23 protein-coding genes and 1 pseudogene are annotated in these 23,507 nt (G+C 57.0%); 14 read left to right on the top strand and 10 right to left on the bottom strand.

The genetic code is table 11. The features are described from left to right. Positions 1-112: 112 nt before the first annotated feature. The 5 genes from ACGLHT_RS03825 to ACGLHT_RS03805 all read right to left on the bottom strand — a co-directional run bounded on the left by ACGLHT_RS03825 (position 113) and on the right by ACGLHT_RS03805 (position 5,210). A complete protein-coding gene (locus ACGLHT_RS03825; RefSeq protein ID WP_015271986.1) occupies positions 113-829 on the bottom strand; it encodes an ABC transporter ATP-binding protein in 717 nt (238 codons plus the stop codon). Beyond that, the gene (locus ACGLHT_RS03820) at positions 826-1,701 is read right to left on the bottom strand and encodes an ATP-binding cassette domain-containing protein (RefSeq protein WP_025340815.1); all 876 of its coding nucleotides are present in this window, start codon (positions 1,699-1,701) and stop codon (positions 826-828) included. Before ACGLHT_RS03820 ends, ACGLHT_RS03825 begins: the two co-directional genes overlap by 4 nt. Continuing rightward, positions 1,698-2,999, bottom strand: coding sequence for a high-affinity branched-chain amino acid ABC transporter permease LivM (livM, locus tag ACGLHT_RS03815; protein WP_274120270.1), 1,302 nt, complete (start codon positions 2,997-2,999; stop codon positions 1,698-1,700). The genes ACGLHT_RS03820 and livM overlap by 4 nt, the downstream gene beginning before the upstream one ends. 2 nt (positions 3,000-3,001) lie before the next feature. Continuing rightward, on the bottom strand, positions 3,002-3,916 hold the full coding sequence (locus tag ACGLHT_RS03810) for a branched-chain amino acid ABC transporter permease (protein WP_013974411.1): 915 nt from the start codon (positions 3,914-3,916) through the stop codon (positions 3,002-3,004). Positions 3,917-4,073: 157 nt separating this feature from the next. Beyond that, entirely contained in the window at positions 4,074-5,210 is a 1,137-nt protein-coding gene (locus ACGLHT_RS03805) for a branched-chain amino acid ABC transporter substrate-binding protein (RefSeq protein ID WP_075046518.1), read from the bottom strand. 468 nt (positions 5,211-5,678) lie between these two features. Between ACGLHT_RS03805 and pncB the strand changes: the two genes are divergently transcribed. The 9 genes and pseudogenes from pncB (at position 5,679) to ACGLHT_RS03760 (ending at position 16,126) form a co-directional block, all read left to right on the top strand. After that, entirely contained in the window at positions 5,679-6,884 is a 1,206-nt protein-coding gene (gene pncB, locus ACGLHT_RS03800; protein WP_274120269.1) for a nicotinate phosphoribosyltransferase, read from the top strand. 3 nt (positions 6,885-6,887) lie between these two features. Further along, positions 6,888-7,412: pseudogene (gene nadE, locus ACGLHT_RS03795) on the top strand (NAD(+) synthase); the annotation flags it as partial. Positions 7,413-7,532: 120 nt separating this feature from the next. Then, positions 7,533-8,795 (top strand): tyrosine-type recombinase/integrase, encoded by a 1,263-nt coding sequence (locus ACGLHT_RS03790; RefSeq protein ID WP_054572213.1) that lies wholly within the window; start codon positions 7,533-7,535, stop codon positions 8,793-8,795. 276 nt (positions 8,796-9,071) lie between these two features. After that, complete coding sequence (locus ACGLHT_RS03785; protein WP_061202538.1) at positions 9,072-11,504, top strand: site-specific integrase; 2,433 nt, start codon at positions 9,072-9,074, stop codon at positions 11,502-11,504. Next, the gene (locus ACGLHT_RS03780; protein ID WP_087535083.1) at positions 11,501-13,630 is read left to right on the top strand and encodes a hypothetical protein; all 2,130 of its coding nucleotides are present in this window, start codon (positions 11,501-11,503) and stop codon (positions 13,628-13,630) included. Before ACGLHT_RS03785 ends, ACGLHT_RS03780 begins: the two co-directional genes overlap by 4 nt. Further along, positions 13,627-14,136 (top strand): hypothetical protein, encoded by a 510-nt coding sequence (locus tag ACGLHT_RS03775; protein WP_054572116.1) that lies wholly within the window; start codon positions 13,627-13,629, stop codon positions 14,134-14,136. Before ACGLHT_RS03780 ends, ACGLHT_RS03775 begins: the two co-directional genes overlap by 4 nt. 12 nt (positions 14,137-14,148) lie before the next feature. Continuing rightward, entirely contained in the window at positions 14,149-14,373 is a 225-nt protein-coding gene (locus ACGLHT_RS03770; RefSeq protein WP_054572117.1) for a hypothetical protein, read from the top strand. A gap of 275 nt (positions 14,374-14,648) precedes the next feature. Beyond that, positions 14,649-14,882, top strand: a complete 234-nt coding sequence (locus ACGLHT_RS03765) for a hypothetical protein (protein ID WP_206605080.1) — start codon at positions 14,649-14,651, stop codon at positions 14,880-14,882. A 179-nt stretch (positions 14,883-15,061) separates the two neighbouring features. Beyond that, positions 15,062-16,126, top strand: coding sequence for a hypothetical protein (locus tag ACGLHT_RS03760; RefSeq protein ID WP_054572119.1), 1,065 nt, complete (start codon positions 15,062-15,064; stop codon positions 16,124-16,126). Positions 16,127-16,312: 186 nt separating this feature from the next. Here ACGLHT_RS03760 and ACGLHT_RS03755 read toward each other — a convergent pair whose 3' ends face one another. Beyond that, on the bottom strand, positions 16,313-16,780 hold the full coding sequence (locus ACGLHT_RS03755) for a helix-turn-helix domain-containing protein (protein WP_054572120.1): 468 nt from the start codon (positions 16,778-16,780) through the stop codon (positions 16,313-16,315). Between the two features lie 144 nt (positions 16,781-16,924). Here ACGLHT_RS03755 and ACGLHT_RS03750 point away from each other — a divergent pair, with 144 nt between their 5' ends. The 5 genes from ACGLHT_RS03750 to ACGLHT_RS03730 all read left to right on the top strand — a co-directional run bounded on the left by ACGLHT_RS03750 (position 16,925) and on the right by ACGLHT_RS03730 (position 19,312). Next, positions 16,925-17,323, top strand: a complete 399-nt coding sequence (locus ACGLHT_RS03750) for a DUF6957 family protein (protein WP_054572121.1) — start codon at positions 16,925-16,927, stop codon at positions 17,321-17,323. A gap of 43 nt (positions 17,324-17,366) precedes the next feature. Then, positions 17,367-17,843, top strand: a complete 477-nt coding sequence (locus ACGLHT_RS03745; protein WP_054572122.1) for a hypothetical protein — start codon at positions 17,367-17,369, stop codon at positions 17,841-17,843. Beyond that, the gene (locus ACGLHT_RS03740; RefSeq protein ID WP_054572123.1) at positions 17,840-18,229 is read left to right on the top strand and encodes a hypothetical protein; all 390 of its coding nucleotides are present in this window, start codon (positions 17,840-17,842) and stop codon (positions 18,227-18,229) included. The genes ACGLHT_RS03745 and ACGLHT_RS03740 overlap by 4 nt, the downstream gene beginning before the upstream one ends. Positions 18,230-18,496: 267 nt before the next feature. Next, positions 18,497-18,787 (top strand): hypothetical protein, encoded by a 291-nt coding sequence (locus tag ACGLHT_RS03735; protein ID WP_054572124.1) that lies wholly within the window; start codon positions 18,497-18,499, stop codon positions 18,785-18,787. A 159-nt stretch (positions 18,788-18,946) separates the two neighbouring features. Further along, on the top strand, positions 18,947-19,312 hold the full coding sequence (locus tag ACGLHT_RS03730) for a histone-like nucleoid-structuring protein, MvaT/MvaU family (RefSeq protein WP_054572125.1): 366 nt from the start codon (positions 18,947-18,949) through the stop codon (positions 19,310-19,312). Between the two features lie 240 nt (positions 19,313-19,552). Here ACGLHT_RS03730 and ACGLHT_RS03725 read toward each other — a convergent pair whose 3' ends face one another. The 4 genes from ACGLHT_RS03725 to ACGLHT_RS03710 form a co-directional block, all read right to left on the bottom strand. Further along, the gene (locus tag ACGLHT_RS03725) at positions 19,553-19,918 is read right to left on the bottom strand and encodes a nuclear transport factor 2 family protein (protein WP_054572126.1); all 366 of its coding nucleotides are present in this window, start codon (positions 19,916-19,918) and stop codon (positions 19,553-19,555) included. Between the two features lie 57 nt (positions 19,919-19,975). Next, entirely contained in the window at positions 19,976-21,421 is a 1,446-nt protein-coding gene (locus ACGLHT_RS03720; RefSeq protein WP_081013923.1) for a cytosine permease, read from the bottom strand. Beyond that, positions 21,418-21,570: a hypothetical protein gene (locus ACGLHT_RS03715; protein WP_155738420.1), complete on the bottom strand. Its 153-nt coding sequence runs from the start codon at positions 21,568-21,570 to the stop codon at positions 21,418-21,420. The genes ACGLHT_RS03720 and ACGLHT_RS03715 overlap by 4 nt, the downstream gene beginning before the upstream one ends. 63 nt (positions 21,571-21,633) lie before the next feature. Further along, entirely contained in the window at positions 21,634-23,292 is a 1,659-nt protein-coding gene (locus ACGLHT_RS03710; RefSeq protein ID WP_054572128.1) for an amidohydrolase, read from the bottom strand. Positions 23,293-23,507: the final 215 nt, after the last annotated feature.

Raw genomic sequence — 23,507 nt, 5'->3', positions numbered from 1 at the left:
TAATTGGGAGAGGTGTTCAAAAGGTTGTCCACATTGGCTTCGGGGGCCGCTTTGCGGCCCATCGCGACGCAAGGCCGCTCCCACAGGCCGCAAAGCGGCCCCCGAATGCAACTCAATGCCCGCCGAGATAGGCGTTGCGCACTTCCTCGTTGACCAACAGCTCCTGCCCCGTGCCGCTCATGCGAATCTGCCCGTTGACCATCACATAAGCCCGGTCCGACAGTTTCAGCGCATGGTTGGCGTTCTGCTCCACCAGGAAGATGGTCATCCCGGTCTTGGCCAATTCACGCAAGGTCGAGAAGATCTGCTTGACCACGATCGGCGCCAGCCCCAGCGATGGCTCATCCAGCAGCAACAACTTTGGCCGGCTCATCAGCGCGCGGGCAATGGCCAGCATCTGCTGCTCGCCACCGGACATGGTCATGGCCCTCTGGTTACGCCGCTCTTTCAGGCGCGGGAACAGCTCGTACATGCGCTGCATGTCTTCGTCGGCATGCTTGTCACCGATGGGGATGGTACCCATCATCAGGTTCTCCTCGACAGTCATGTCGGGGAACACCCGGCGCCCTTCCGGCGACTGGGCGATGCCGTTGGAAGCGATGTAGTGCGACGACTTGCGAGTGATGTCGGTGCCGCGGTACACGATATGCCCCGACGCCGCCCGCGGCTGGCCGAAGATCGACATCAGCAGGGTCGACTTGCCAGCACCGTTGGCGCCGATCAGGCTGACCGTCTCGCCCTCGTTGATGTGCATCGAGACCTTTTTCAGCGCCTGGATCGGGCCGTAGAACACGTCCAGATCCTTCAGTTCGAGAATGGGTGCACTCATACCAGTTCCTCTTCATCGGCACCCAGGTAGGCGGCGATCACCGTCGGGTTGTGGCGGATATCCTGCGGCGCACCTTCGGCAATCACGTTGCCGTGGTCGAGCACCACGATATGGTCGGAAATGCTCATGACCATGCCCATGTCGTGTTCGATCAGCACCACGGTGATGTCGTGCTCGTCGCGCAGCACGCGGATCATGCGGCTGAGAGCTTCGGTTTCCTGTGGGTTCAGGCCAGCCGCCGGTTCGTCCAGGCAGATGATCTTCGGCCGCGTGCACATGGCCCGGGCGATTTCCAGGCGGCGCTGCTGGCCGTACGACAACTCGCCAGCCAGGCGGTTGGCGCAATCGACCAGGTCGACCACCTCCAGCCAGTAGAACGCGTGGTCCAGTGCGTCACTCTCGGCCTTGCGGTAGGCCTTGGTGTTGAGCACCCCGGCCAGCAGGTTGCGGTTGACCCACATGTGCTGGGCCACCAGCAGGTTCTCCACCACCGACATTTCCTTGAACAGGCGAATGTTCTGGAAGGTGCGTGCCAGGCCGGCGCGGTTGACCAGGTGAGTACCGCCGAACATCTTGTAGTACATGCGGTTGGCAAAGCGCGCCGGCGAGACGAAGTCCGCCACCTGGAAGCGCTCGCCGAGCAGCTGGATGACATTGGTGTGGCTGCCGCGCACGTTCAGCTCGATGCGCCCGCCACTGGCCTTGTAGAACCCGGTCAGGCAGTTGAACACGGTGGTCTTGCCCGCACCGTTGGGGCCGATCAGGGCGAAGATCTGGTTGCGCCGGACCTTCAGGCTGACATCGCTGAGCGCCTTGATGCCACCGAACTGCATCATCAGGTTGTCGACCGAGAGAATGATATCGTCGCTCATGGCGCCACTCCTTTACGCGGGGTCACACCGGTACGGCTGATGCGGATCAGCCCACGCGGTCGCCAGATCATCATCAGCACCATCAGCACACCGAACAGCAGCACGCGGTATTCGGAGAAGCTGCGCAGCAGCTCGGGCGCCACGGTCAGCACGAAGGCCGCGATCACCACACCCACGGTCGAGCCCATGCCACCAAGCACGACGATGGCGAGGATCAGCGCCGACTCGAAGAAGGTGAACGACGACGGGTTGACGAAGCCCTGGTAGGTGGCAAAGAACACCCCGGCCAGGCCGGCGGTGGAGGCACCCAGGGTAAACGCCGAAAGCTTGACCAGCACGTGGTTCAGGCCCATCGAGCGGCAGGCGATCTCGTCTTCGCGTAGCGCTTCCCAGGCACGGCCGACCGGCATGCGGGTCAGGCGGTGCTTGATGTACAGCACGGCCAGCACGACGGCGAACAGCACCGCGTAGATGAACACGAACTTGAGGTTGGCGTTGTAATCGAAGCCGAAGAACTCGTGGATCGGTATCCCACCGTCCTTGGCCCTACGGCCGAACTCCAGGCCGAAGAAGGTCGGCGCCGGTGCCGGCATGCCGTTCGGGCCGCCGGTGAACGACAACCAGTTGTTCAGCACCAGGCGGATGATCTCGCCGAAGCCCAGGGTCACGATCGCCAGGTAGTCGCCGTGCATCCGCAACACCGGGAAACCGAGTATGCACCCCGCCAGTGCCGCTGCGATGGCCGCCAATGGCAGCACGCTCCAGAAGCCCAGGCCAAGGTACTGGTAACCCAGCGCCAGGCCGTACGCGCCAATGGCATAGAACGCCACGTAGCCCAGGTCGAGCAGGCCGGCCAGGCCGACCACGATGTTCAGGCCCAGGCCCAGCAGCACGTAGATCAGGCCGAGGATGACCACGGTCAGCAGGTACTTGTTGGCGAAGATCGGGAAGACGATGGCAATCACCACCAGCGCAGGGATGATATAGCGCAGCCGCGATACGTAGTCCGGCGCGCGCACATGCACGCCCGAGCCACCGCTTTCGAAGCCCTGGAGCATGCGCGAGCCGGCGGCTGTCTGCAGGTACAGGCTGAGCAGGAAGCGCCCCAGCATCACCCCGCCGACCAGCCAGGCCACACGCCGCGGCTCGGCATTGAAGGTGTAGCCGTCGAGCACCACGCCGACCACAGGGCCAAACACGATGAGTGCCAGCAGGCCGGCGACGATGGTCTCCAGCAGGCTGCGTTTGATGTCGAAACTTCTGGTTTCAGTAACGGAGGCAGTTTTGGCAATGGACATGTTCACACCTTAGCCACGAGCGGGCGACCCAGCAGGCCTTGTGGGCGGAAGATAAGGATCATCACCAGCAGCGAGAAGCTGAACACGTCCTTGTAGTCGGAGTTGATCAGGCCAGAGAACAGCGACTCGGAAATACCCAGGATGATCCCGCCGAGCATGGCGCCAGGCAGCGAGCCGATACCGCCGAGCACCGCGGCGGTGAACGCCTTGATGCCGATGATGAAGCCGGCGTAGAAGTCGAAGGTGCCGTAGTTCATGGTGATCAGCACGCCGGCCAGGGCGGCCATCACCGCACCGATGACGAACACGTAGGAGATCACCCGGTCGGTGTTGATGCCCAGGATCGAGGCCATCTTGCGGTCTTGCTGGGTGGCACGGCACATGCGGCCGAGCTTGGTGTACTTGATCACGTAGGTGAGCAGGCCCATGCCAACGAAGGCTGCCACCAGGATGAAGATCTTGGTGTAGGTCAGTTGCACGAAGCCGGTGCCCACTTCGACACGCCAGGCACCTTCCAGCAGGGTTGGCACGCCTTGCTGGCGGGCACCCTGGCTGATCTGCGCGTAGTTCTGCAGGATCAGCGAGATGCCGATGGCACTGATCAGCGGTGCCAGGCGGGTGGAGTTGCGCAGGGGTTTGTAGGCGATGCGTTCGATGGTGAAGCCGTACACGCCGGTGACGACGATGGTGAACAACAGGGTGCCCAGCATCAACAGGGGGAACGACTCGATACCGAAATAAGCCAGCAATGCCAGGCTGATCGCCGCGAGGTACGCGGAAATCATATACACCTCGCCGTGCGCGAAGTTGATCATGCCGATGATGCCATAGACCATTGTGTAGCCGATGGCGATCAGGCCATAGACCGACCCGAGGGTCAGGCCGTTGACCAGTTGCTGCAGGAAAATACCATCCATAACGCAATCTCACCTGATTGAGATTGCACGAGCGCCGACCACGGCGGGCCTGGGACAAGGCGGCCCTCGCAGCGCAGTACTGTGCAGATCTACGGATAAAGACAGGTACCGCGGGGCTTTGGCCCGGGGGCTGACGCGCCCGGGCCGTGGGCCGTTGTTATTTTTGTTTTTCCAGCTGGTGGTACTTGCCTTGGGCATCCCACTGGTAGACCACATAGTCGGACACGGTCAGGTCACCCTTCTTGTCCCACTTTTTCTCGCCCATGACGGTCTGCACCGGGTTGGCCTTGAGCCACTCGGCAGCCGCTTCGCCCTTGTTCGACTTGGCGCCGTTGAACGCGGCAGCCAAGGCCTGCAGCGAGGCGTAGGCGTACAGGGTGTAGCCTTCAGGTTCGGTACCGGCCTTGCGGAACTCCTCCACCACCGCCTTGCTGTCCGGCAGCAGGCGCGGGTCGGCGCCGAAGGTCATGTACACACCATCGACGTACTGCGCGCCGCCGGCGGTGGACACCAGTTCGTCGGTGACGATGCCGTCATCGGACATGAACTTGACGTCCTTCAGGCCCTGCTCGCGCAGCTGGCGTACCAGCGGGCCGGCTTCCGGGTGCAGGCCGCCGAAGTAGACCACGTCGGCACCGGTGGAGCGGATCTTGGTGACGACGGCGCTGAAGTCCTTCTCGCCGCGGGTCAGGCCTTCGTACAGCACCGGCTTGACGCCGCGTTTCTCCAGCTGTGCCTTGGTCGCGTCGGCCAGGCCCTGGCCGTAGGTGTCCTTGTCGTGCAGCACCGCAACTTTCTTGCCCTTGAGCACGTCGACGATGTAGTCGCCGGCGACGATGCCCTGCTGGTCGTCACGGCCGCACATGCGGAACATGGCGCCCAGGCCGCGCTCGGTGACCTGTGGGTTGGTGGAGCCCGGGGTGATGGCGATGACGCCAGCCTCGTCATACACCTCGGAGGCCGGGATGGTGTTGGAGGAACAGAAGTGGCCGACCACGCCGATCACCTTGTCCTGGTCGACCAGGCGGTTGGCCACGGCCACGGCCTGTTTCGGCTCGCAGGCGTCATCGCCCTTGACCAGTACGATTTTCTCGCCATTCACGCCACCGGCGGCGTTGATCTTGTCGGCCGCTGCCTGCGCACCTTTCATGTACTGCTCGCCAAACGCTGCGTTAGCCCCAGTCATCGGGCCCGCTACACCGATCTTGACGTCGGCCTGAACATACGAAGAAACACCCAGTGCCGTAGCTACGGCCAGAGCCAGGAAACCTTTCTTGTAAAACGTCTGCGACATGAGGTGGTGCTCCTAGAGTTTTTTTGGTTGGCACTACAACTTCTCAGCCCTGTGCTCAGAGCAAGGGCCGTGCCATAGGTTTTGTCTTCCGGCAAAACACACTGCGCAGGTTGCCTGCAGGCGACCGACGGCCTTTTCTTTATTGAGCGTGCAACCGTCTGCCACGCGGCAGGCGCCACCACACGTACAGACAAGGAGCAACCCTCGAGTGCCATCATTGCAACCCTGGCAAGTGTTTACGTGCAACCGCCCTGTAACAGCGGACGTCACCGAACTGCACACAGCTGGTGCGCGACTGCTACAGGCGGCACCGTTTCAAGGCTAGCTGGTGCGCGAAAAAACACCTCTGTTTTGGCAGATACGCGGCCCTGTGGGAGCGGGTTCACCCGCGAAGAGGCCAGCCCAGACACAACAAGGCCGAAAAGGCTGGCACAATGTCCGCCATTCGCCGCTTCCGGAGCCCCATTGATGAGCGAGAGCGCATTCGCCGAGCGCATCGTGCACAACCTGCTCGACACCGACTTCTACAAACTCACCATGATGCAGGGCGTGCTGCACAACTACCCGGACGCCGACGTCGAATGGGAATTCCGCTGCCGCAACGGCGAGGACCTGCGCCCCTACCTCGGCGAGATCCGCAACCAGCTCGAACTGCTCAGCGACCTCACCCTGGATGACGGCCAGCTGGCCTTTCTCGAACGCATCAGCTTTCTCAAGCCAGATTTCCTGCGCTTTCTGCGCCTGTTCCGCTTCAACCTGCGCTACGTACGCCTGGGGATAGAAAACGACCAGCTGTTCCTGCGCCTGAAAGGCCCGTGGCTGAATGTGATCCTGTTCGAAGTGCCGCTGCTGGCGATCATCAGCGAAGTGCGCAACCGCCATCTGCACCCGCGCATGCGCCTGGCCGAGGCCCGCGACCAGCTATACCGCAAGTTCGACTGGCTGCGCGCGCATGCCAACGAAGAGGAACTGGCCGAACTGCAAGTGGCCGACTTCGGCACCCGCCGGCGCTTTTCCAGCCGTGTGCAGGAAGAAGTGGTGCGTGTGCTGCGCGACGATTTCCCGGGCCGCTTTGTCGGCACCAGCAACGTCGACCTGGCATGGAAACTGGATATCAAGCCGCTGGGCACCATGGCCCATGAATGGATCATGGCCCACCAGCAACTCGGCCCGCGACTGATCGACAGCCAGATCGCCGCGCTGGACTGCTGGGTGCGCGAGTACCGCGGCCTGCTCGGCATCGCCCTGACCGATTGCATCACCATGGATGCCTTCCTCGGCGATTTCGACCTGTACTTCGCCAAGCTGTTCGATGGCCTGCGCCACGACTCGGGCGAACCGGTGGCCTGGGCGGAAAAGGCCATTGCCCATTACCAGAAACTGGGTATCGACCCGATGACCAAGACCCTGGTGTTTTCCGACGGTCTCAACCTGACCCGCTCGCTGGAAATCTTCCGTGCCCTGCGCGGTCGCATCAACGTCAGCTTTGGCATCGGCACCAACCTGACCTGTGATATCCCGGGCGTGGCCCCGATGAGCATCGTGCTTAAAATGACCGACTGCAACGGCGCGCCGGTGGCGAAGATCTCGGACGAAGCCGCCAAGACCCAATGCCGCGACGAGAACTTCGTCGCCTACATGCGCCATGTATTCAAAGTCCCCAGCAAGGAGTAACCCATGCAAGCGGTTCAGCAAGAGATTGCCCAGGCGCTGAAGGTACAGCCGCCGTTCGCCGACGCCGCCGCGCTCGAGGCCGAAGTGGCCCGGCGCGTGGCGTTCATCAAGGATTGCCTGGCCAACGCCCGGCTCAAGACCCTGGTGCTGGGCATCAGCGGCGGCGTCGACTCGCTGACCGCCGCCCTGCTCGCCCAACGCGCCATCAACGAGCTGCGCGCCGAAACCGGCGACAAGGCCTACACCTTCATCGCCGTGCGCCTGCCTTACCAGGTCCAGCATGACGAGCATGACGCCCAGGCGTGCCTGGAAGTGATCAAGGCCGACGAAGTGCACACCGTAGATATCGCCCCGGCAGTACGGGCGCTGGCGGCTGAAGTGGTGGAGTTGAAGAACGGCTCGCCGACGCTTGTGGACTTCGTGGTCGGCAACGTCAAGGCGCGTACCCGCATGGTCGCCCAGTACACCATCGCCGGTGCACGCGCGGGCCTGGTGATCGGCACCGACCACGCCGCCGAGGCGGTGATTTCTACCCCCCTACACTGAACTGCACAATCCGATAGCCCTTAGCTTCACCCCCTCCAGAATCTGAGCCATGAGCCATACTTCCCACCGACCTTCCTGAGTCGATGTGCAGGGCCTCAGAATATGAAAGTGATTGCGGTGCGAGACAGAGATCTTGACCTAAGCAATTCCATCCTTGCCAATGGCAAATACCGAGAACAGTTCCTAGCTCAGCCAGAAGGCAGTGAACCATCCGTGAAGGTAACTGGGTGCGGGCTGATTGATGACGATGAACAGCTCCTCCCTCTGGTGTCCTCCTATCTGTGCCGGAACTACCGGAACGTCTCAAAGGCAGACAAAACCGTTCTGTCCTATGCCAGGCGTATTTCGTACCTACTTCAAGACCAGAAGACCAAACCCGAGTACGAGAACTCCCGCCGAGACGATCTCCTGCTGAGTATCGGGTTAGGTAGCCTAGAGGTGTACTTGGGTCGCCTGGATGGTGCGGGCCTTGCTCCCAAAACGGTGCAAGGCCGAGATGCCGCCTACAACCATTTCTTCAGCCACCATCTGTGCATCAGCCTGAATGGTAAGCCTCCGCTCCGGACTGACAATCCTTATGAGCACGGGCCGATTCGAACAGGTAAGGCGAATATCAAAGCAATCGTTCAGCCATGCAGCATGCTTGAGCTTGAACAGATGATCCTGCATACAAAATCAGAACGTGAGAGGTGCATGCTGCAGCTGATTTACGACTCGGGCATTCGAGAGTCTGAGGTTCCCCGCATAACGCTTCAGCACATTCGCGATGCGCTTGAGTACCAGAAGCTCCAGTACGTTTCCGCTGAGTGCAACATACCGGTGAATGCGGACTACAGCCCCTTGCATGTCCAAGGCAGCAAGGGCAAAAAAAATCAAATAGTCCCAAGGATAACGCTCGTCAGCAGGACGACACTGGAACGCATCGAGAACTACCACAAGACGCCGCTGTACCACCGCTATAGCCAGCGCATCAGAGACCCGAAAGAGACGCCTGCTTTCTTCAACTCACATGGGAAGCCTTACACCACTAAGAGCGTTGAAAAGCTGTTTGAGCGCCTCTCCAAGCGGGCGCGAAAGTCACGCAAGATCACGCGAAAGATCTCAGCACACAAGTTCCGACATGGTTCTGCGTACCTTCTGCTCACAAGCCCTGATCTTGGAGAGGATTATTTCCAGCGCCTGGGAATGCTTTCGATAGGGCATGGCCACTCGTATACCACCACGACTGAGGGGTATGCGCAGATCCCTCATGACATCTACCAAAAGCTCTGCACGCCAGATTCCCTCATCAAAACCAAGTGCGGAGAGATGCACGTTCTACGCGAGAGGACGACCATTCGCATCAAGACCGGAGATAAAAAATGATCCGCCTCGTAAACCCCTCCGGCCCTGCCTCAGATAAAAAAAATTTCGCGAATTGCTTTTGACACATTCCGCCATCTCAGCCACGAAAAATGCCTGATAGGACAAGCGCTTAGCGTTAAGGGTATGCCAGCAGCATACTCTTAACTCATTGATTCATAAGGTTTTTATACATTTCTACGGCTTGACCAACGCACCGTCATGGTATTCATTCTGGTTACCACTCGGGAGGAATCACCACGTCCTTCTGCGTTCACCTGGATCGGGAGCAAGCCTAGAATGAGCACCACTCATCAGCCGCCTGAGGATCAGGCAGACGGTCAATCTCGCAGCGAATCTGAGGCTTCCGACCAAGCCAGGCGTCCCAAGCGGAAAGAGTCCGAAGTCACCGAGGCAATTGAGGCGTGGGCCACGCAGATCAAGAGCAGTCGCCAATCCCTCCTGAACGTGCAGCTCTCGCAGAGAGGAAAGCTGAGCCCAGCCTACACGTATCTCAAGGATGAACTGGAGACAAGCGGCAACACCTTCAACGCGAGGGAAGACATCCTCGACTCGATCATCCAGCGGATGATCGAGGAGCAGATCGTGATCCCCGACCAGCCCTCAATCGCGAATGAGTGGCGCCGGAAGCTTCTCTGCTGGTACGAAGGCCTGACAGAGGCAGAGAAGCAAAACGTCCCAGTATTCGGCAATACCATCTCGTCGAAGGCCAGCTTGTTCCAGGTCGACGGGATGAAAAACCTGAAGTGGGCCCGCTCCAAATTCGTCATCGTTGAGCAGACCTTCCAAGACATCCTCACTGACCTCACGCGGCTTGGCGTCATCAAGGCAGACTACAAAAACTGTAAGGAACGAGAGGTCGAAGCCGAGCTTAAAAAACAGCAGGCCGCGCCAAAGGACTCCCTGACTAAGGCGCTCGCTGAGCTCAGGCTCATCGGACTCTCAAAGTACGAAGACCTGGTGGAGGATCCCAATAGGCCCTTCAGCAAGCTCCTGCACATGTTTGCTGCGGCGTCGCTGAAGTCGAAATCCGCATCCGGCCAGCAGAATTATAGTGATGGTTTCCGACTGGTGACCCTGCATCTGAGTGAGGTTGGCTTCACGGGAAATGAGGATCCTCGGGAGTACGTTACAGCACACTACCTGACGCGTTTCAGGAAGTACCTCACCGATCAAATGGAGGCCAACATACTTACGTCACTCTACTCACAGGGTGTCTTGTCGGCAGTCCGTTCGATGCTCAAGCGAGCAGTGAAGATTCGCGGAATGGGCCTCACATCATTTATTGATGTGGAAGGATTCAACACCGCTCGAGAGACGGATGAATATCGCCCATACCCGAAGTACGCACGAACGGCGATCCAGCAAGCTTGTGACATGGAGCGGCTACAGACTAACGAGCTAGCAAAGGACTATGTACCCTTCCATGGTGGCAGTGATCCGTTGGGTGAGGACGGATACCTTGTGAGAGGTATGGCCACCTTAGAGAACGCTCGCTGGATATTTGAGAACAAGCTCAACGGCAGGATGATTAGCCGGTGGTCGGCTGATCCTGATGACAAATATGAGCAAGCCTTTGTGCGGTTGCTGAAGATCGGCGGGCTAGGAATCGCTGAGACGTATGCCAGCTGGGGTGTTATTTACCATGTTACCTCGAGGATGCTGGCGCCATACATCACACGCCTTGCGCAGGTGACGGGGTTGAACGCGGACTCTCTCAAAAGCTTGGACATCGATGATTTCGTCGAGCGCCACGAGGTGACCCATCGCCCATACCTGCGTTACTGGAAAGTGCGCTCAGGTGGGGGGAAGGTTCTTCATCTCGACATGATGCACGCGGATTGGACATGGTACTCACGGGCACAAAGCATTGAGATCAAGAAGATCTTCGACGAGGTCATCTACCTGACCCACCACATTCGCGAGCGCGCTGAAGGGCCAATCAAAGAGAGGCTGTTCATCTACGAGTCGCAGAAGCAATCCGAATTCCGGAAGGTGAAGTCGTTCGAGGACTCAACTGTCATCAACAATGTGATGAACCAGTTAGCCATGGATCACGACCTCAAAACTGAGGACGGGCAGCCGCTGAATATCTCGGCTTCTCGACTGCGCCCGAGCCTCGTGGCCGACCTCGTAGCGCTAGGCCTATCGGTCAGGGAAATCCAGGTAATACTTGGGCACAAGTCGATACAAGCCACCCAGAGCTATCTCGACAAGCTCGAATTCAACAAAACAGCTCGTGAGGTCAACACCAAAGCGCTCACCCAAATTCACAAAGGCACGATTATTCGCGATAGCCAGCAGGTCAAGCCAACTCCCCCTGCGGCAACCTCATCGCCGATCATCATTCGGACGGGCCTCGTCAGTTGCAAGGATGCGCTTAACCCTCCTGATGAAATTAAAAGGCTGCCGAGCTACAAAAAAGGCAGTAAGTGCTCGCTGCTCAACAAGTGCCTGTCCTGTAGCAACTCCATCATCACTGTGTCGAATCTGCCCGACCTTTTTGCCATGCAGTGGGACTACACCTCGATTATGTCCACAAGCAACGTGGCAGAAACACCCTATGGCGCTGTCATCCGCGAGAACCTTGAGGTACTGGAAAGTATCCTCACGCCGTCTGACCACGGCTTCACAGCGGAGCAACTGGATGAGGCTCGTCGTCTGGCAGAGCACATCATCCCTAGCCCTCTGATTGAGACGGTCTCCCTGTGATCCTCGGGTTCGATAGCCTCATTTACAAAATCAAAGCCGTGCGCGAGCGGTTCTTGGGCTACTTGGGCAACGAGCTCATCGCAGTCACCTCCCACTCCAACGATGGGGTGAACGCACTTGAGCTGCTCGCAGCACTGATGAACCTCCCAGCCAGCAAATTGAGCCTCGTAAAGGATATGCTCTGGGATTTCAACGGTGAGCCTCACGCACTTGCGAGGGACATCCAGGGCGCCAAATCGCGCATCGATTTCGGGGTCTATGAGAGCCTTAACAGCACTATCCTGTTCGAGCTGAAGATGGCCATGCTGTGCGTGCTGGAGATTCCAGGGGCTCTTCACTTCAGTCGAAAATCTAAGAGCCGCAAACCTCACTCAGTCTTGGACATGTTCAAATCCGTGATTCCGTTTATCGATCAAATGTGTGCTCGTAAGCGAGCGGAACATGGGGATCACTTCTTCGAAAGATCGCACTTCAGCTTGGCCGACTTCACCGAACAAGACTATCGGGCGGGGGCTGAACACTTTGACCGAGCCTTCAGGGGGCCAACCCTTCAAGGTTTCCAGGTATTACGATCTCACTTCCTGGTCGAAAACCTATTTTCTAAGCCTTTGGCCTATGTGGATCTGGAGGCCTTGAAGTGGAAGTACAACAGCTTTACCAACAAAAAAAACCGCACCAGAAAAAAATGGTTCAGTAATCATATTTTCGAAAAGTGCTCCCGTGAGGGCTCGTTCGCCGTTGTCGATTTCCTCAGAGCGCTGAAGGAAGACATCTGCGATCAGTACACGCTGAGCCGGCTCGATTTGGCTGAATATCAGAAGGCCAGGAGCGCCAATATCACGCGGAGAAATTACGACATCTACGTTGCATACCGGATGACCTCAAGGGGCTACACGGGCCTCCAGATCAAGCCCTTCCTCTACAAGCTGGAGCCTGAATACTGGTCACCCCAAAACCCTGGGATGCTGAAGGACAAGGAAGCGCTGTGTAAATTGACACGAGCTCCAATGGACAACGAGCTGTATGAGTACCTCACCCACATCAACAACAGCGCCTGCTACATCATTGGTCAGTACACTGGAATGAGGCCATCAGAGCTAGCCGGTTGTCTGGTTGATAGCTGCCTGACAGTTGATGAATTCGGGCACGACCTCATCATCAGCGGTGTCATCAAACATCAGGAAGTCCTCAGGAAGCTTTTCGATGACAAGTGGGTTGCGATCCCAATCGTCAAGGATGCAGTCCAAGTGCTGCGGATCCTGAACCGGTTCAAGCAGAACCCCTACCTGTTCGCCAACATGAACACCGTGAAGCCAGGCATGCAACATGAGGCCAACTCGTTGAGCGGGTCTGGGTTAACCCATCAACTCTGTACTTTCTTGGCCAACACCGTGACCTTCGACGAACTCGAAGAGCTGGATGTATCGCCCTACACACTGAGGCACTCACTCTCCAACCAGATGTTCAGGGCTGCTGTAGGACTGCCGTTCATTTCCTACCAGCTTAAGCACTTTGGTCACCATGCCAGTACCATCGGCCAAGATAGGCGTCACAACCGGGTCGGCACCGTTACGATTGACTACGGCGGCATCGGTGAAGCCCTAAGTTCAGGTGGTGGCTCAGATGCCCCCGGTCGAAGGGATGCCGAGAAGGAGTTCATCATGAATTCCTTAGACCCCGACGGGGGTTATGCCGGCGACAATGCACCCGCGCACCGTGCTCGGCTCAAGAAATACTTCAGGGGCTATCTCGAGGCAGGCTATTCGAACGACGAAATTTTTGAGCGGATGGTTGAGCTTAATTTCGCGGTCATCAACGTCGGTCAAGGATATTGCTACGGCAATGCGACGGATCTGGATGATCCGTCCATTCCCTGCATCGGCTCACTGCGGTGCAACCCCAACCGGTGCCAGAACGCGGTGGTGACAGAGGCCAATGCACCCAAGTGGCAAGAGATCTATGTTCAAAACACCCTGGCGCTCAGGCGCTACGAAACGGATCCGGCTGCGGCCTTTGCAGAACTGAGAGATCTGGATGACGTTGCCTTGTCCATCGAGCAAATGAAGCTCGTGATAGCCGAGGCCAAAGGCGTGCTCACGCAACTCGGCATTGAGGTATCTGTGTGAGTACAGCCGCCTATGACGCCAAGAATGAGGAGAACTTCGAGGCTGTTACGTTGGCGCTTGATGCTGCACTGAAGAAAATGGAAAAAGACTCTTCAATCTCGGCCAACGCAACCCAGTTGGCCAAGCTGGCTGGAGTACATCGGAACACCATCTACCATCGCGTCTGGCCGCTTGAGCGTCTGCAAGAAATCAAGGCCGAGCGTGCTCAGCAAAAAAACGACGAGGCAGCCGCGAAAGCTCAGACGCGCACACCTGAGGAGTTGCTGGAGCTCAGCAGGGTTGAGATCGTCTATTGGTTCACCCAGGTTCAAGACGCTCGAGCTGCCAACACCGAATTGCTCAACAACCTCAGGGAGACGGAGAAGGCTCGCGATATGTACATGGACGATCATCAGGAAGCCCTGAGGGTCATCAATCAAATGCGAGTCAACATCCGCAAGCTGGAGCACACAATCGTGGTTCTCCAGGATGAGATTCAGCAGCTGCAAGGCCGAATGGGTGGATAGGAGATGTGCCAGATGAATTCAGAATTTGAGAAAGCTCGTGCTGACGAACTGGAGGCGGTCGAGGAAGCGATTGACGCGATGAGTGATGCTCCCGACCTGGATTCACTCTGGGAACAGCAGCGTGTAATCCGAGATCGTCTTCTTAACGCTTTGTCGACGCTTATTGATGATGAGGAGCATGACGACTGGATGGATAGGTCGAATGCAGCCACTCGCCGGCGCGAGCGCGAATTGTGATAGCAAAATCTATGTACCGTTGCTCGAGGCGGGCTGCCGTAAGCTTCGTCAGACGCCTGTGGAACCACGCCATTGGAGATAATCGCTCTGAGCTTGAGAAAGCCAGAGAGCGGGCGTTCATCGACGCGGTGAACTCATTGAAGACGCTGAGAACGACACCTGGAGGTGGCATGGCCATCGATCCCGAAGAGATTCGTGATCAGGTGATAGCGTCACGAGAACAAATGAAGCAATTCGTCCACAATCCGCCAAAATGCCCCAAGAGGAGCACCCCCATGAGCAAGCTGACCCAGTACAGCAATGTCAGAGTGATTTTCGAGATCGATGGCTGCCAGGCGGACGCCGAGTTGAGCCACGGAGAGACTATGGCACTTGCCCAATTCTTTAAGCGGGCCCACTGGAGCGAGTTTCGTGGGTGCGCAATAGATGATCACGAAGCCTATTCAATCCGAGCTGCTGTCGGAAAGCTGCAGGATGCCCTGGCCCGTAGTGGTTATAACCCACGCTGATCGAGCGCTTGTTCGGCCAACTGACTTTTTTTTGCCGGGCAGGTGGGGAAATTTACGACGGGCGTGAAGCGCAATGGTTGGGGCCTCTGCATCACGCTGACATGCTCTAGGTCTAGCCCTTCCTAGATACGATGACAGGCACTACCTTATGTCATCATTCTGCAGCGACGGTGGCTCCAGTGGACTTGCTTACGCCTCTCTACCATACCGACAAGCTCCATCCTCATTTCAAAACGATCACCGACGGGCGTAAAGGCCGGCACTATCAGAGAGAGGAGCTTCTGCGTTGGCTTGAGGGGTTCCCCGACAGGGATAATAAGTTTGTGAAGGAGTTTCAGACGACCTTCAACTCAAGCTTCTGGGAGATCTACCTTCACGCGACTTTTCGCGACTATGGCTTCTCATTTGACTGGACTCACCCTGCACCCGACTTTCTGCTCACAGCGGGTGAAGTGACGTTCACCGTCGAGGCTACCACGGCCAACCATGCCGCTGACGCAACGCCCGAATGGGGGTTGGGAATGACGCCCGAGTTTTACAAGGACGTCGATTTCAACGAACTCAATCGGGTTGCCATCATTCGCTTGGCTAATGCCTTTATGAGCAAGTCGCGAAAATTCGATGACAAATATGCCCACCATGACCATGTCAAAGACCGACCCTTTGTCCTCGCCCTTGCCCCGTTTGAGCAACCCGGTTTTCAACTGCAAGCTTTTCGACCAATCGAAGCCTTGCTGTTCGACTACTACGTGGATGAGTCCGAATACATAGCCAATCCTGGGCGCTTCCCCAATGGTCTTGAAGGGAAAACCTTGGGGAGCGTGCAAAAAGACAATGGCGCAGAGATCGAGCTGGGTTTCTTCGACTGTCCGCGCTTCAGCCACATCAGCGCAGTGGTGTTCAGCCACCTGGGCACTTGGGGGAAAGTAGATGCGATGTCCGGTTGCCCGACTGCGATCATTCGTTCGATCTGGTCATCACCGAGCGGCTTGGAGCACGTTGTTTCTAAGGGCGATGAATGCTCGGAAAAGATCACCGATGGGCTGAGGATCTATCACAATCCGTATGCGTCGATTCCTCTCCCGTTGGAGGTATTCCGCAAAGAGGGGGTGGCTCAAATTTGGGCTGATCCTGTTGAACGATCACTGTTCAGTGAGGAAGCGGAAAACTGCTTGCAGTCCCGAACGGCCATGATGTTCTTTACGGGCAAAGACAAGGATTTCGTGGAGACGCCCTCTCCGTAGCCGCATCAGCCGCCGCGTCGTGATTTCTCCCTAAGATGCCGTGTAATGAATAGTGCTCCAACAAGAGCGCTCGGTTATTACTAACCTGCGTGCCACGCCCAACCGTGCTACTCGGCAACCCGCTTCTTGAAGACCTCGGCCAGAGAGAGGCCGGCCTCCTTCAGCTCTCGTATCGCCCTGAGCCTCTCAGCCGCAGCTGCCTGGCTCCCGCTCCCAAAGCCGCCACACAGTGCCCTTCGAGTACCCCAGAGCACGGGACACCTCAGCCTGGGTGAGGCCGTCTTTTTTCAGCGCTTGAACTGCCTTCCACTTCTCTCTGGCAGCCGTGACTCGTGGATGCTCAATCTCGCGAGGCCGTCGTTCCATGATCTCGTTGGCTCTGCCCAAGGCCTCCGCTTCCACAATTGCGTCGATCAGCACCTGGTGTGTTGTCTGCTGATTCTCAGCAGCAATCACCATGGCGAACAGGGTGGCTGGGCTGATGTTCAACGAAATGGCCAGATCCCTCACGGTATCAATGGTGGCCGTGAAGCGAGCAGCTTCCAGCTCGCTGATCGTTTGTTGACGAACCAGGCCGGAGATCTCCTGCTGAGACAGGCCTTGCTGCGTTCGCAGCGACTGAAGCACGGCGGCGAGAGAATGGCGTAGCGGCATTTCTGCCTCCGCAAAATGAGACGGTATGCCTCGTTTGCCTCGACTCGCTCAAACAGATATATTGGTTCGAGTGAGTCGAATGGCGATCTGCCGCTACGATCCCGTTCGCACATCACCTCGTCGTTTTGGATACCGAGGTACTTGGTGACTGATAGCTCTGTTGAGCACGAGTTGCTCCAGGAAGGAAAAATCTCTTCCGCTGGCACATCCCTGTCTCGACCTGAGATTGAGGCACTGCTCGCCGAACGCTTCCCCCGTAGACCGTACTGCCTTGTTGAGGACTGGCTTCTTTTCCACGTCGATGAGCCGCCTGAGTCGCTCGCGAGGGTTCGATCTGCAGGCCTGCAGCCGATGTTCCTGTACTCCCATTGCGTCACCTACGACAGCCAGGGGCGGTTCCCGCCTGGCGGATGGGTGCGGTCGACGCTGTGCAAGACCTATGACGGCGTATGCATGTTTGAGACACGGAACACGGTGTATGTGTTGATCGGCCAAGGTCGCGAGCAAACTGCCTCGCTCAAGACAATATTCGGATTATTTTGACCCGCAAGCTCCGCCTGGCGGACTTGCCCAGATGAGATTCACGATGTTCCGCATTAGCACGCAAGACCAGGCTGGCCCCGTGGGTATGTTTGGGGATGGCCTCGCTCACTTTCATGCAGTCACCCGATCCCTGGCGACGCACTGGTATCACGTCAGCCTCAAGCGCCAGCACGAGGATCGGTTCGTCGACTATGAAGAGATGCTCAACGATGAGCCGCGACTCATGGAGTTGCTGTTGGCTCAGAACGAGTGCCTGGTGGTACAGGATGTTCAAGTCATGACTCCCGGCTGGATGAACAAGGGCACTGGTTGGAAGATGGAGAAGCTCAAGTCGTTGTCGATGGGCTACGACCGTGCAGAAGTGCCCATCTGTGTGCTTGAGGTCGAGAGCGGCGCCGTATACGTCGATACGCACGAGCCTAGGCTTGATGTCGAGTCCCTGACCGGCGTGAAGGAGCTGTACCGACGTCGTGCCACAAAGCCGAATGCCGGGGCTGAACCTCGGAGTTCTCACTCGTGACAGATATCAACACTGTCGCGGTCGACTTCCATGTGAAGCGCTTTAGCGACTTCGATCTGCTACGGATTGCTCGAGCGGTGAACCAGGACTATGAGTCCCTGGTAACTGCCTATCTTGTAAACGTCCAGATTCACGCGTGCAGCGCCGTGGGCATTGTATTTGGCCACCTACTTGAGCACCCGACTGGTAGGTTCGCAGACGGCCACCTGATCCGCACATCTGACATTCAGTCTGTGGCCAAAGAAGGGAGGTTCTGGGTTATCACGACCCTTAACTCCAGGTACGTGGTGGCTACGTTTAGGAAAGATGGGGGGCGGCGAAGCCTTCAAGAGTTTCGGCGTTTGGCAGGTGATCGCTATATGCCAACACCCAACCGTCTCCAGTGATTTATAAAATCGAGCTTGGTCACGCTGAGCTGTACCCACCCGCTAGACTGGTCGAGCGGCTCAGCAAAATGCACCGCTAAGTCCTGGGCGTGCCCCTCTGGGGCCGGCTGTCGTAAACCGAGCCCGGCTTTGCCGGTCTCGGCCCCGTTGGGGGCGTCCATCCTCACGCCTCTCGGCCATCCCTGGCCGGCGCGCTCTGCTTGCCATTTTGATCGCAAATCACACCATGGCCGGGGCCTCTACTCCTTCTGGAAAGCCTTGAGCACTATGAGTCAGTCCCCGGAAGCCCTTCCCGAGATCGATATTGGGGAGTTTCGTCAGCGCTACCCTCAGATGTTCTCTGATCTTGGCGTCGATGAGATTTGCTGTGGCCCAGGTGGGAAGAACATCCTCCTCGCGCTTTGCGACACATTGCAGGTTCACTTGGTTCGGCACCCAGAGGTGATGCCCGTTACCGTCTCGCAGATCAAATCCAAATTAGGCGAGCTGCACTTTTCTACGATGGCGGGGACGCGTACTGCCGAGGCGCCGTTGATGTGGCCATCGAGCTATCGCTGAAGACCTGCTCGTTCTGTAGCTCCCCAGGAAAACGGGTGGGCACAGCGTGGGTCAGCACGCTTTGCTCGGCACATAGCATTATTGCTTCGCTCGTTTCTGAGTAGCGGTCGGTGTGGTCAGAATGTACTCTTGCACGACCGACCATTTAGGAAGCTAACAATGTCTCGTCTCGCAGAATTCCGTCGCCTTGAGCAGCAGCTTGCCCAGCAACTCGCTGAGTTGGAAGCCATGAAAAGTGACGGCGCTATCCAGGCTGAAATGGAGTTTGAAGACAAACTCCGTGCATTGCTTGGTGAGTACGGCTACAGCCTCCGCGAGGTAGTCAACATTCTTGACCCACAAGCAGGCACTCGCCGTCAGGCCCCCCAGGCCCAAGAGAAGTCGACTCGCAAGCCGCGTGAAGTGAAGGTCTACAAAAACCCGCACAACGGTGAAGTCGTGCAGACTAAAGGCGGCAACCACGCCGTTCTGAAGGCATGGAAAGCTGAGCATGGCGCTGAGACCGTGGAATCGTGGCTGCAGTAAGCACAGCGCCTTGACGTGATGACGGCCCTCTAGTTAGCCTCATCTGGTACGTATCCGGCACCGATACCTCTCTGAGGAAAAGACCTCTTCACGACACTCTAAACCCCGTCATGGACAGCCGGCAACCCCGAGCAAGACTTTGAAAAACCGCCAACCCTGGCGTTTTTTTCTACTCGTGATCCGGGTTGCCAGAGGGCGTAACTGGTCTGCTCATTAGTAGGTAGAGCTTGGCCACCAGATCTACTGTTTGTAGTAGGTGTTTTTGCGGAGAATTTTATCTCCGGAAAACTCCCAGACGTCGCACCCCAGAACGTCCAGTTTCCCACCATCTGGCAAGGTCGCGACCACTCGAAATTCAGTCACCGCTTGATTTGCAGCGATCCAGCTCATGCCTTCCATCCACTGGATATCAGGGCTGGCGGTGAACCTTGCCTTGAGGGCCTCCCTAATGGCGTCTCTGCCCTTCGTGAGAGTGCCTCGGCCATTGCCACCGCTCGCGCTTATCAGCTCACCTTCTGTGTGAAAAAAGCTAACGACTTTCTCGGCGTCATGCTCGTTGAAGGCGGCAACGATGTCGTCTAAAAGTTCTGTTGTCAGTGTGGTCATTCCGATACCTGGATTCATTAAAGGTGATGCCCGCCAGATTTAGCTGGCGGGCTTGTTTCAGATAGGTGGGGTACTGTGCTCTTCAGGCTGATAGACCTTTTCAGTCTTTGGGTAGCCACCTTTACCAGACGGAATCACTACGAGTCGAGTAACGAGCAGGAATACTACGCTCGCTACCACCGCCGCCAAAATGGAAGCAGGTATCAACGGGTATGGAGCGTTGGAAGCAAAGGTCAGTGGGTTTAGAACGTAAATATAAGATGCAACACCAGCAACCATAGCCAAGACTGCTGCCGGGTTCACGCCTTTCCAATAACGATAGATTGGCTCGCTTTCGTCAAACAGACCCCGCACATTGATTTTCCCTCTCCTCAAGAGATAGTAATCAGTAATCTGAATGCCACAAAGCGGAGCGAAGCCAACTCCAATAAAGCCGAGGAACGCAGAGAAGTTATTGAAGAACAGGTTCGGTATTGCCAGACCAATAATCGCGATAGGCGTGATGATTATAACCAGGAGTACCTTCCACGAAATCTCTTCGAATACTTTGTAGTGGCGCAAGCCCAGAGCGGAGCAGTAGATACCGGCTACTGCTGTGCCCAGGTTTGCTGCAGTGACGAAGGCCAACGAGATAATGGCGTAGGTCGGCCCGCCTACCGTTCGAAGCCATTCTGATGGGTCTGAAACTTTCAGAACCAGAACACCTGCCACCCCAATCAAACTCAACGCTGCGACTGAACCACCCAGCCCTAGCATCGCCGGCACAGCGGCTTTTTTGCCGTTAGGAACCATTCGGGACATCGCCCCTATGTATGGCCACCAAGACAGCGATGCTGCGATGCCTAGTTCCAGGCCCGTCACGAAATTCCATACAGGGTCAGCCGAGGCCTGCGCTGGCTTTGCCATCGCCAAATCGTCCCAGCGCTCGTTCACGATGATGTACAGCATCCAGAGGCCAACGAAAACATGGGCTACCAAAATTTTCGCAACTCGATCTACACCGCCAGAACCTCTGAGTAGCAGTAGCATTACCAAGACGCAAGCGAAGAGCGTAGCGCACGGCTCAACGATACCACTGTGTGCGGGGGTAGTGAGGCCAACGGCGACTAAGAATTGGGCTGTGGATTTTCCGAAGAAAATTAGCAGCAGACAGTTCCAGCCAAGGATGGATAGGAATTGTAAGCTTGCGGGGATAACCCACCCCTTGGTGCCAAAAGCAGGCTTGCTCGAGGCAATGGAGTCAACACCGAAACGGCAGCAAATGGGCAATGCTGCCAATACGGTGATCAGCATCCCGAACATACATCCTGCAGTAAGGGCCGCAAATCCTTGACGGAAATTAAGGTAATAACCTACGTACTCACCAATGATGTAACACCAGGTAGCAGCTCCTGCCGTTGTAAGGGCGATGAGGAGTTGCCAGCTTCCCCAAACACGTTCTGCTGGAAGCAGAGGCCAGGCCGAGGTGTCGGCAACGGCTTCGGCCACATTGTGCTTAGTCATGCCCACCCCCATACAGCCACGGCGACTGGGATAATAACCCCCAGAATAATGAGCCAGAACCATGTTGCGGTGTCAAAATCAGCTCCTTGATTTTGTTCTTCTTCGAGCAGAGCTATTCTTTGTTCAAGTTCGAGCGGTAAAGCACGCATTTTATTATCTCCTGCAACCTTTTCTTGTGAGGGCCGGTCTTTGACAACCGGCTGAATTGGCAGTTAACAGGTAAGGTTAAGAGCCGCACGTCCTTGTGTGAGTACGTATTCCACTTTTATATTTCTAAGTTCATCAACTGGTACAGCAAATGGGTCTCTGTCCAGTGCAATGATATCGGCGAGCTTCCCAGGAGTGATGCTGCCTCGAATGTCTTCTTCTCCCATTGTGGCTGCTGCATCCAGGGTATGCATGCGCAGTGCCTGCTCCAAGGTGATCGCCTGCTCGGGATCGATGAAGCTGCCAGAGTAGGTTTGACGCTTTACGCAGCACCAGACACTGAAGAGGGGGTTCGTCGCTTCACGTTCAGAACCGATCCAGACGTCCGAACTGCCGGAAAGCTTCCAACCTTGGGCAAGGAGGTCTTTGAATGGGAAACGACCGATGCGTCCTGTGTCTCCGAGGTAATCGGGGAAGTATTCACCGAAGGTATAGATGAACACCGGCTGAGGGACAGGGATGATGCCCGCTGCAGCCCACGCTTCCATGGTCTTTTGGCGGGGCATGAAATTGCCAGCGTGCTCGATACGCATGCGGGTACGGCCACTACTGGCCCCGCCCATCGACTCAACGAGTTCACAGAGCCACTCCTGGGCACGGTCACCGTTAGCGTGGACTGCAAGTTGAAGCCCGCTTTTCTGAGACTGTTCGTAAGCTCGGCGGAAAAAGTATTTGGGGAATGCGATCTCTCCGCACTGGCCATTCAGGCCCAGATAAGGGCAACTCACCGCAGCGCTTTTCGCGGAGAACCCCCCATCGGCAAACAGCTTTATCCCCTGCATGCGGATCATATGCTCAGAGGCATTGAGCTGGATTTTTTCCTGCCAGTTGCATGCCTCATCCAGCTCCATAGTGCCTGGCGCCCAAATGTAGACCCTCATAGCGACCGGCAGAGTACCTTCACATGCCATCTCGTCCATGCACTGGATGCCTTCGACGGTCTCCGAGATTTCGCCAATCGTGGTCACACCGAATCGCGTAAAATACTCGAAAAGGCCCGCTTTCAAGGCGCTTTTCAGGGTTGAACGGTCGCAACCTGGGAGAGGAAGCAACGTGTCCATCTCCTTGACCACTCCGGTTGGGTCGCCGTTTTCATCGCGTTCAACGATAGGAAGCCCCGTGACACTGAACTCTGGTGGTACGTAATCGCGATCTATACCCGCGACTTCAAGGGCTTTGCTGTTCAGCACGGTGATGTGTCCGCCGGCGCGGATGGCTATCGGATGTTCAAGGCTTACCGAATCGAGCTCTTCTCTGGTGGGGAGTCGTCCCTCCCGCAGCTTGCGGTCAAAGAACAGGTTTCCTTGGCCGACAATCCATTCCCCAGGGGCTTTCTCGTCTCGGGCTTTGGCGAGCAAGGCGGACACATCTTCAATTGAAGAGCACTCCGGTGCTCGACAATCGATGGTGTTGAACGTTGTGCGGCATACCACTTCAGCATGGGCGTGGACGTCCACGAATCCTGGCATCAGGGTTCGATCACCAAGGTCGGTGATGACGGTGGAGGGGGTGCGGAACTGCTCAACCTGATCGCGTCGGATCAGCCTCACAATTCGGTCGCCTCGAATGACGATACCTTGAGCATGCTGGTCAGCATCCTGGCTCATGGTAATCACCTTGCCGCCGAGGAGAATTCTCTCGGATGGCGCATCTCTTTCGATCATCGTTGCTTCTCCAGCGCGGAGCCTCAGGATGCTGGAGGACGGATTGGCCGTCGCACCAGACTCGCTAGCTACGGAAAACGTGATTTCCGACCTGCGGGATTCCGCTTTTGTTTTTTTTCTTAGCGAATTGATACATAATCAGCAAAGAAATTGGTTGTCAACGCCTTTTTCCACGGGTCGCTCAACGGCTGTTTGAGCGGAGTAGATGTCAGGAT

This window comes from Pseudomonas sp. PsB (assembly GCF_043658375.1).
GTDB lineage: Bacteria > Pseudomonadota > Gammaproteobacteria > Pseudomonadales > Pseudomonadaceae > Aquipseudomonas > Aquipseudomonas putida_Z.
This window is presented reverse-complemented; position numbering and strand designations above follow the sequence as displayed.

What these genes read in the sequence shown, in the direction of transcription:
- ACGLHT_RS03825 (WP_015271986.1), bottom strand. Translation starts at nt 829, where the DNA reads ATGAGTGCACCCATTCTCGAACTGAAGGATCTGGACGTGTTCTACGGC.
- ACGLHT_RS03820 (WP_025340815.1), bottom strand. Translation starts at nt 1,701, where the DNA reads ATGAGCGACGATATCATTCTCTCGGTCGACAACCTGATGATGCAGTTC.
- livM (WP_274120270.1), bottom strand. Translation starts at nt 2,999, where the DNA reads ATGTCCATTGCCAAAACTGCCTCCGTTACTGAAACCAGAAGTTTCGAC.
- ACGLHT_RS03810 (WP_013974411.1), bottom strand. Translation starts at nt 3,916, where the DNA reads ATGGATGGTATTTTCCTGCAGCAACTGGTCAACGGCCTGACCCTCGGG.
- ACGLHT_RS03805 (WP_075046518.1), bottom strand. Translation starts at nt 5,210, where the DNA reads ATGTCGCAGACGTTTTACAAGAAAGGTTTCCTGGCTCTGGCCGTAGCT.
- pncB (WP_274120269.1), top strand. Translation starts at nt 5,679, where the DNA reads ATGAGCGAGAGCGCATTCGCCGAGCGCATCGTGCACAACCTGCTCGAC.
- ACGLHT_RS03790 (WP_054572213.1), top strand. Translation starts at nt 7,533, where the DNA reads ATGAAAGTGATTGCGGTGCGAGACAGAGATCTTGACCTAAGCAATTCC.
- ACGLHT_RS03785 (WP_061202538.1), top strand. Translation starts at nt 9,072, where the DNA reads ATGAGCACCACTCATCAGCCGCCTGAGGATCAGGCAGACGGTCAATCT.
- ACGLHT_RS03770 (WP_054572117.1), top strand. Translation starts at nt 14,149, where the DNA reads ATGAATTCAGAATTTGAGAAAGCTCGTGCTGACGAACTGGAGGCGGTC.
- ACGLHT_RS03765 (WP_206605080.1), top strand. Translation starts at nt 14,649, where the DNA reads ATGAGCAAGCTGACCCAGTACAGCAATGTCAGAGTGATTTTCGAGATC.
- ACGLHT_RS03755 (WP_054572120.1), bottom strand. Translation starts at nt 16,780, where the DNA reads ATGCCGCTACGCCATTCTCTCGCCGCCGTGCTTCAGTCGCTGCGAACG.
- ACGLHT_RS03745 (WP_054572122.1), top strand. Translation starts at nt 17,367, where the DNA reads ATGTTCCGCATTAGCACGCAAGACCAGGCTGGCCCCGTGGGTATGTTT.
- ACGLHT_RS03735 (WP_054572124.1), top strand. Translation starts at nt 18,497, where the DNA reads ATGAGTCAGTCCCCGGAAGCCCTTCCCGAGATCGATATTGGGGAGTTT.
- ACGLHT_RS03730 (WP_054572125.1), top strand. Translation starts at nt 18,947, where the DNA reads ATGTCTCGTCTCGCAGAATTCCGTCGCCTTGAGCAGCAGCTTGCCCAG.
- ACGLHT_RS03725 (WP_054572126.1), bottom strand. Translation starts at nt 19,918, where the DNA reads ATGACCACACTGACAACAGAACTTTTAGACGACATCGTTGCCGCCTTC.
- ACGLHT_RS03720 (WP_081013923.1), bottom strand. Translation starts at nt 21,421, where the DNA reads ATGACTAAGCACAATGTGGCCGAAGCCGTTGCCGACACCTCGGCCTGG.
- ACGLHT_RS03715 (WP_155738420.1), bottom strand. Translation starts at nt 21,570, where the DNA reads ATGCGTGCTTTACCGCTCGAACTTGAACAAAGAATAGCTCTGCTCGAA.
- ACGLHT_RS03710 (WP_054572128.1), bottom strand. Translation starts at nt 23,292, where the DNA reads ATGATCGAAAGAGATGCGCCATCCGAGAGAATTCTCCTCGGCGGCAAG.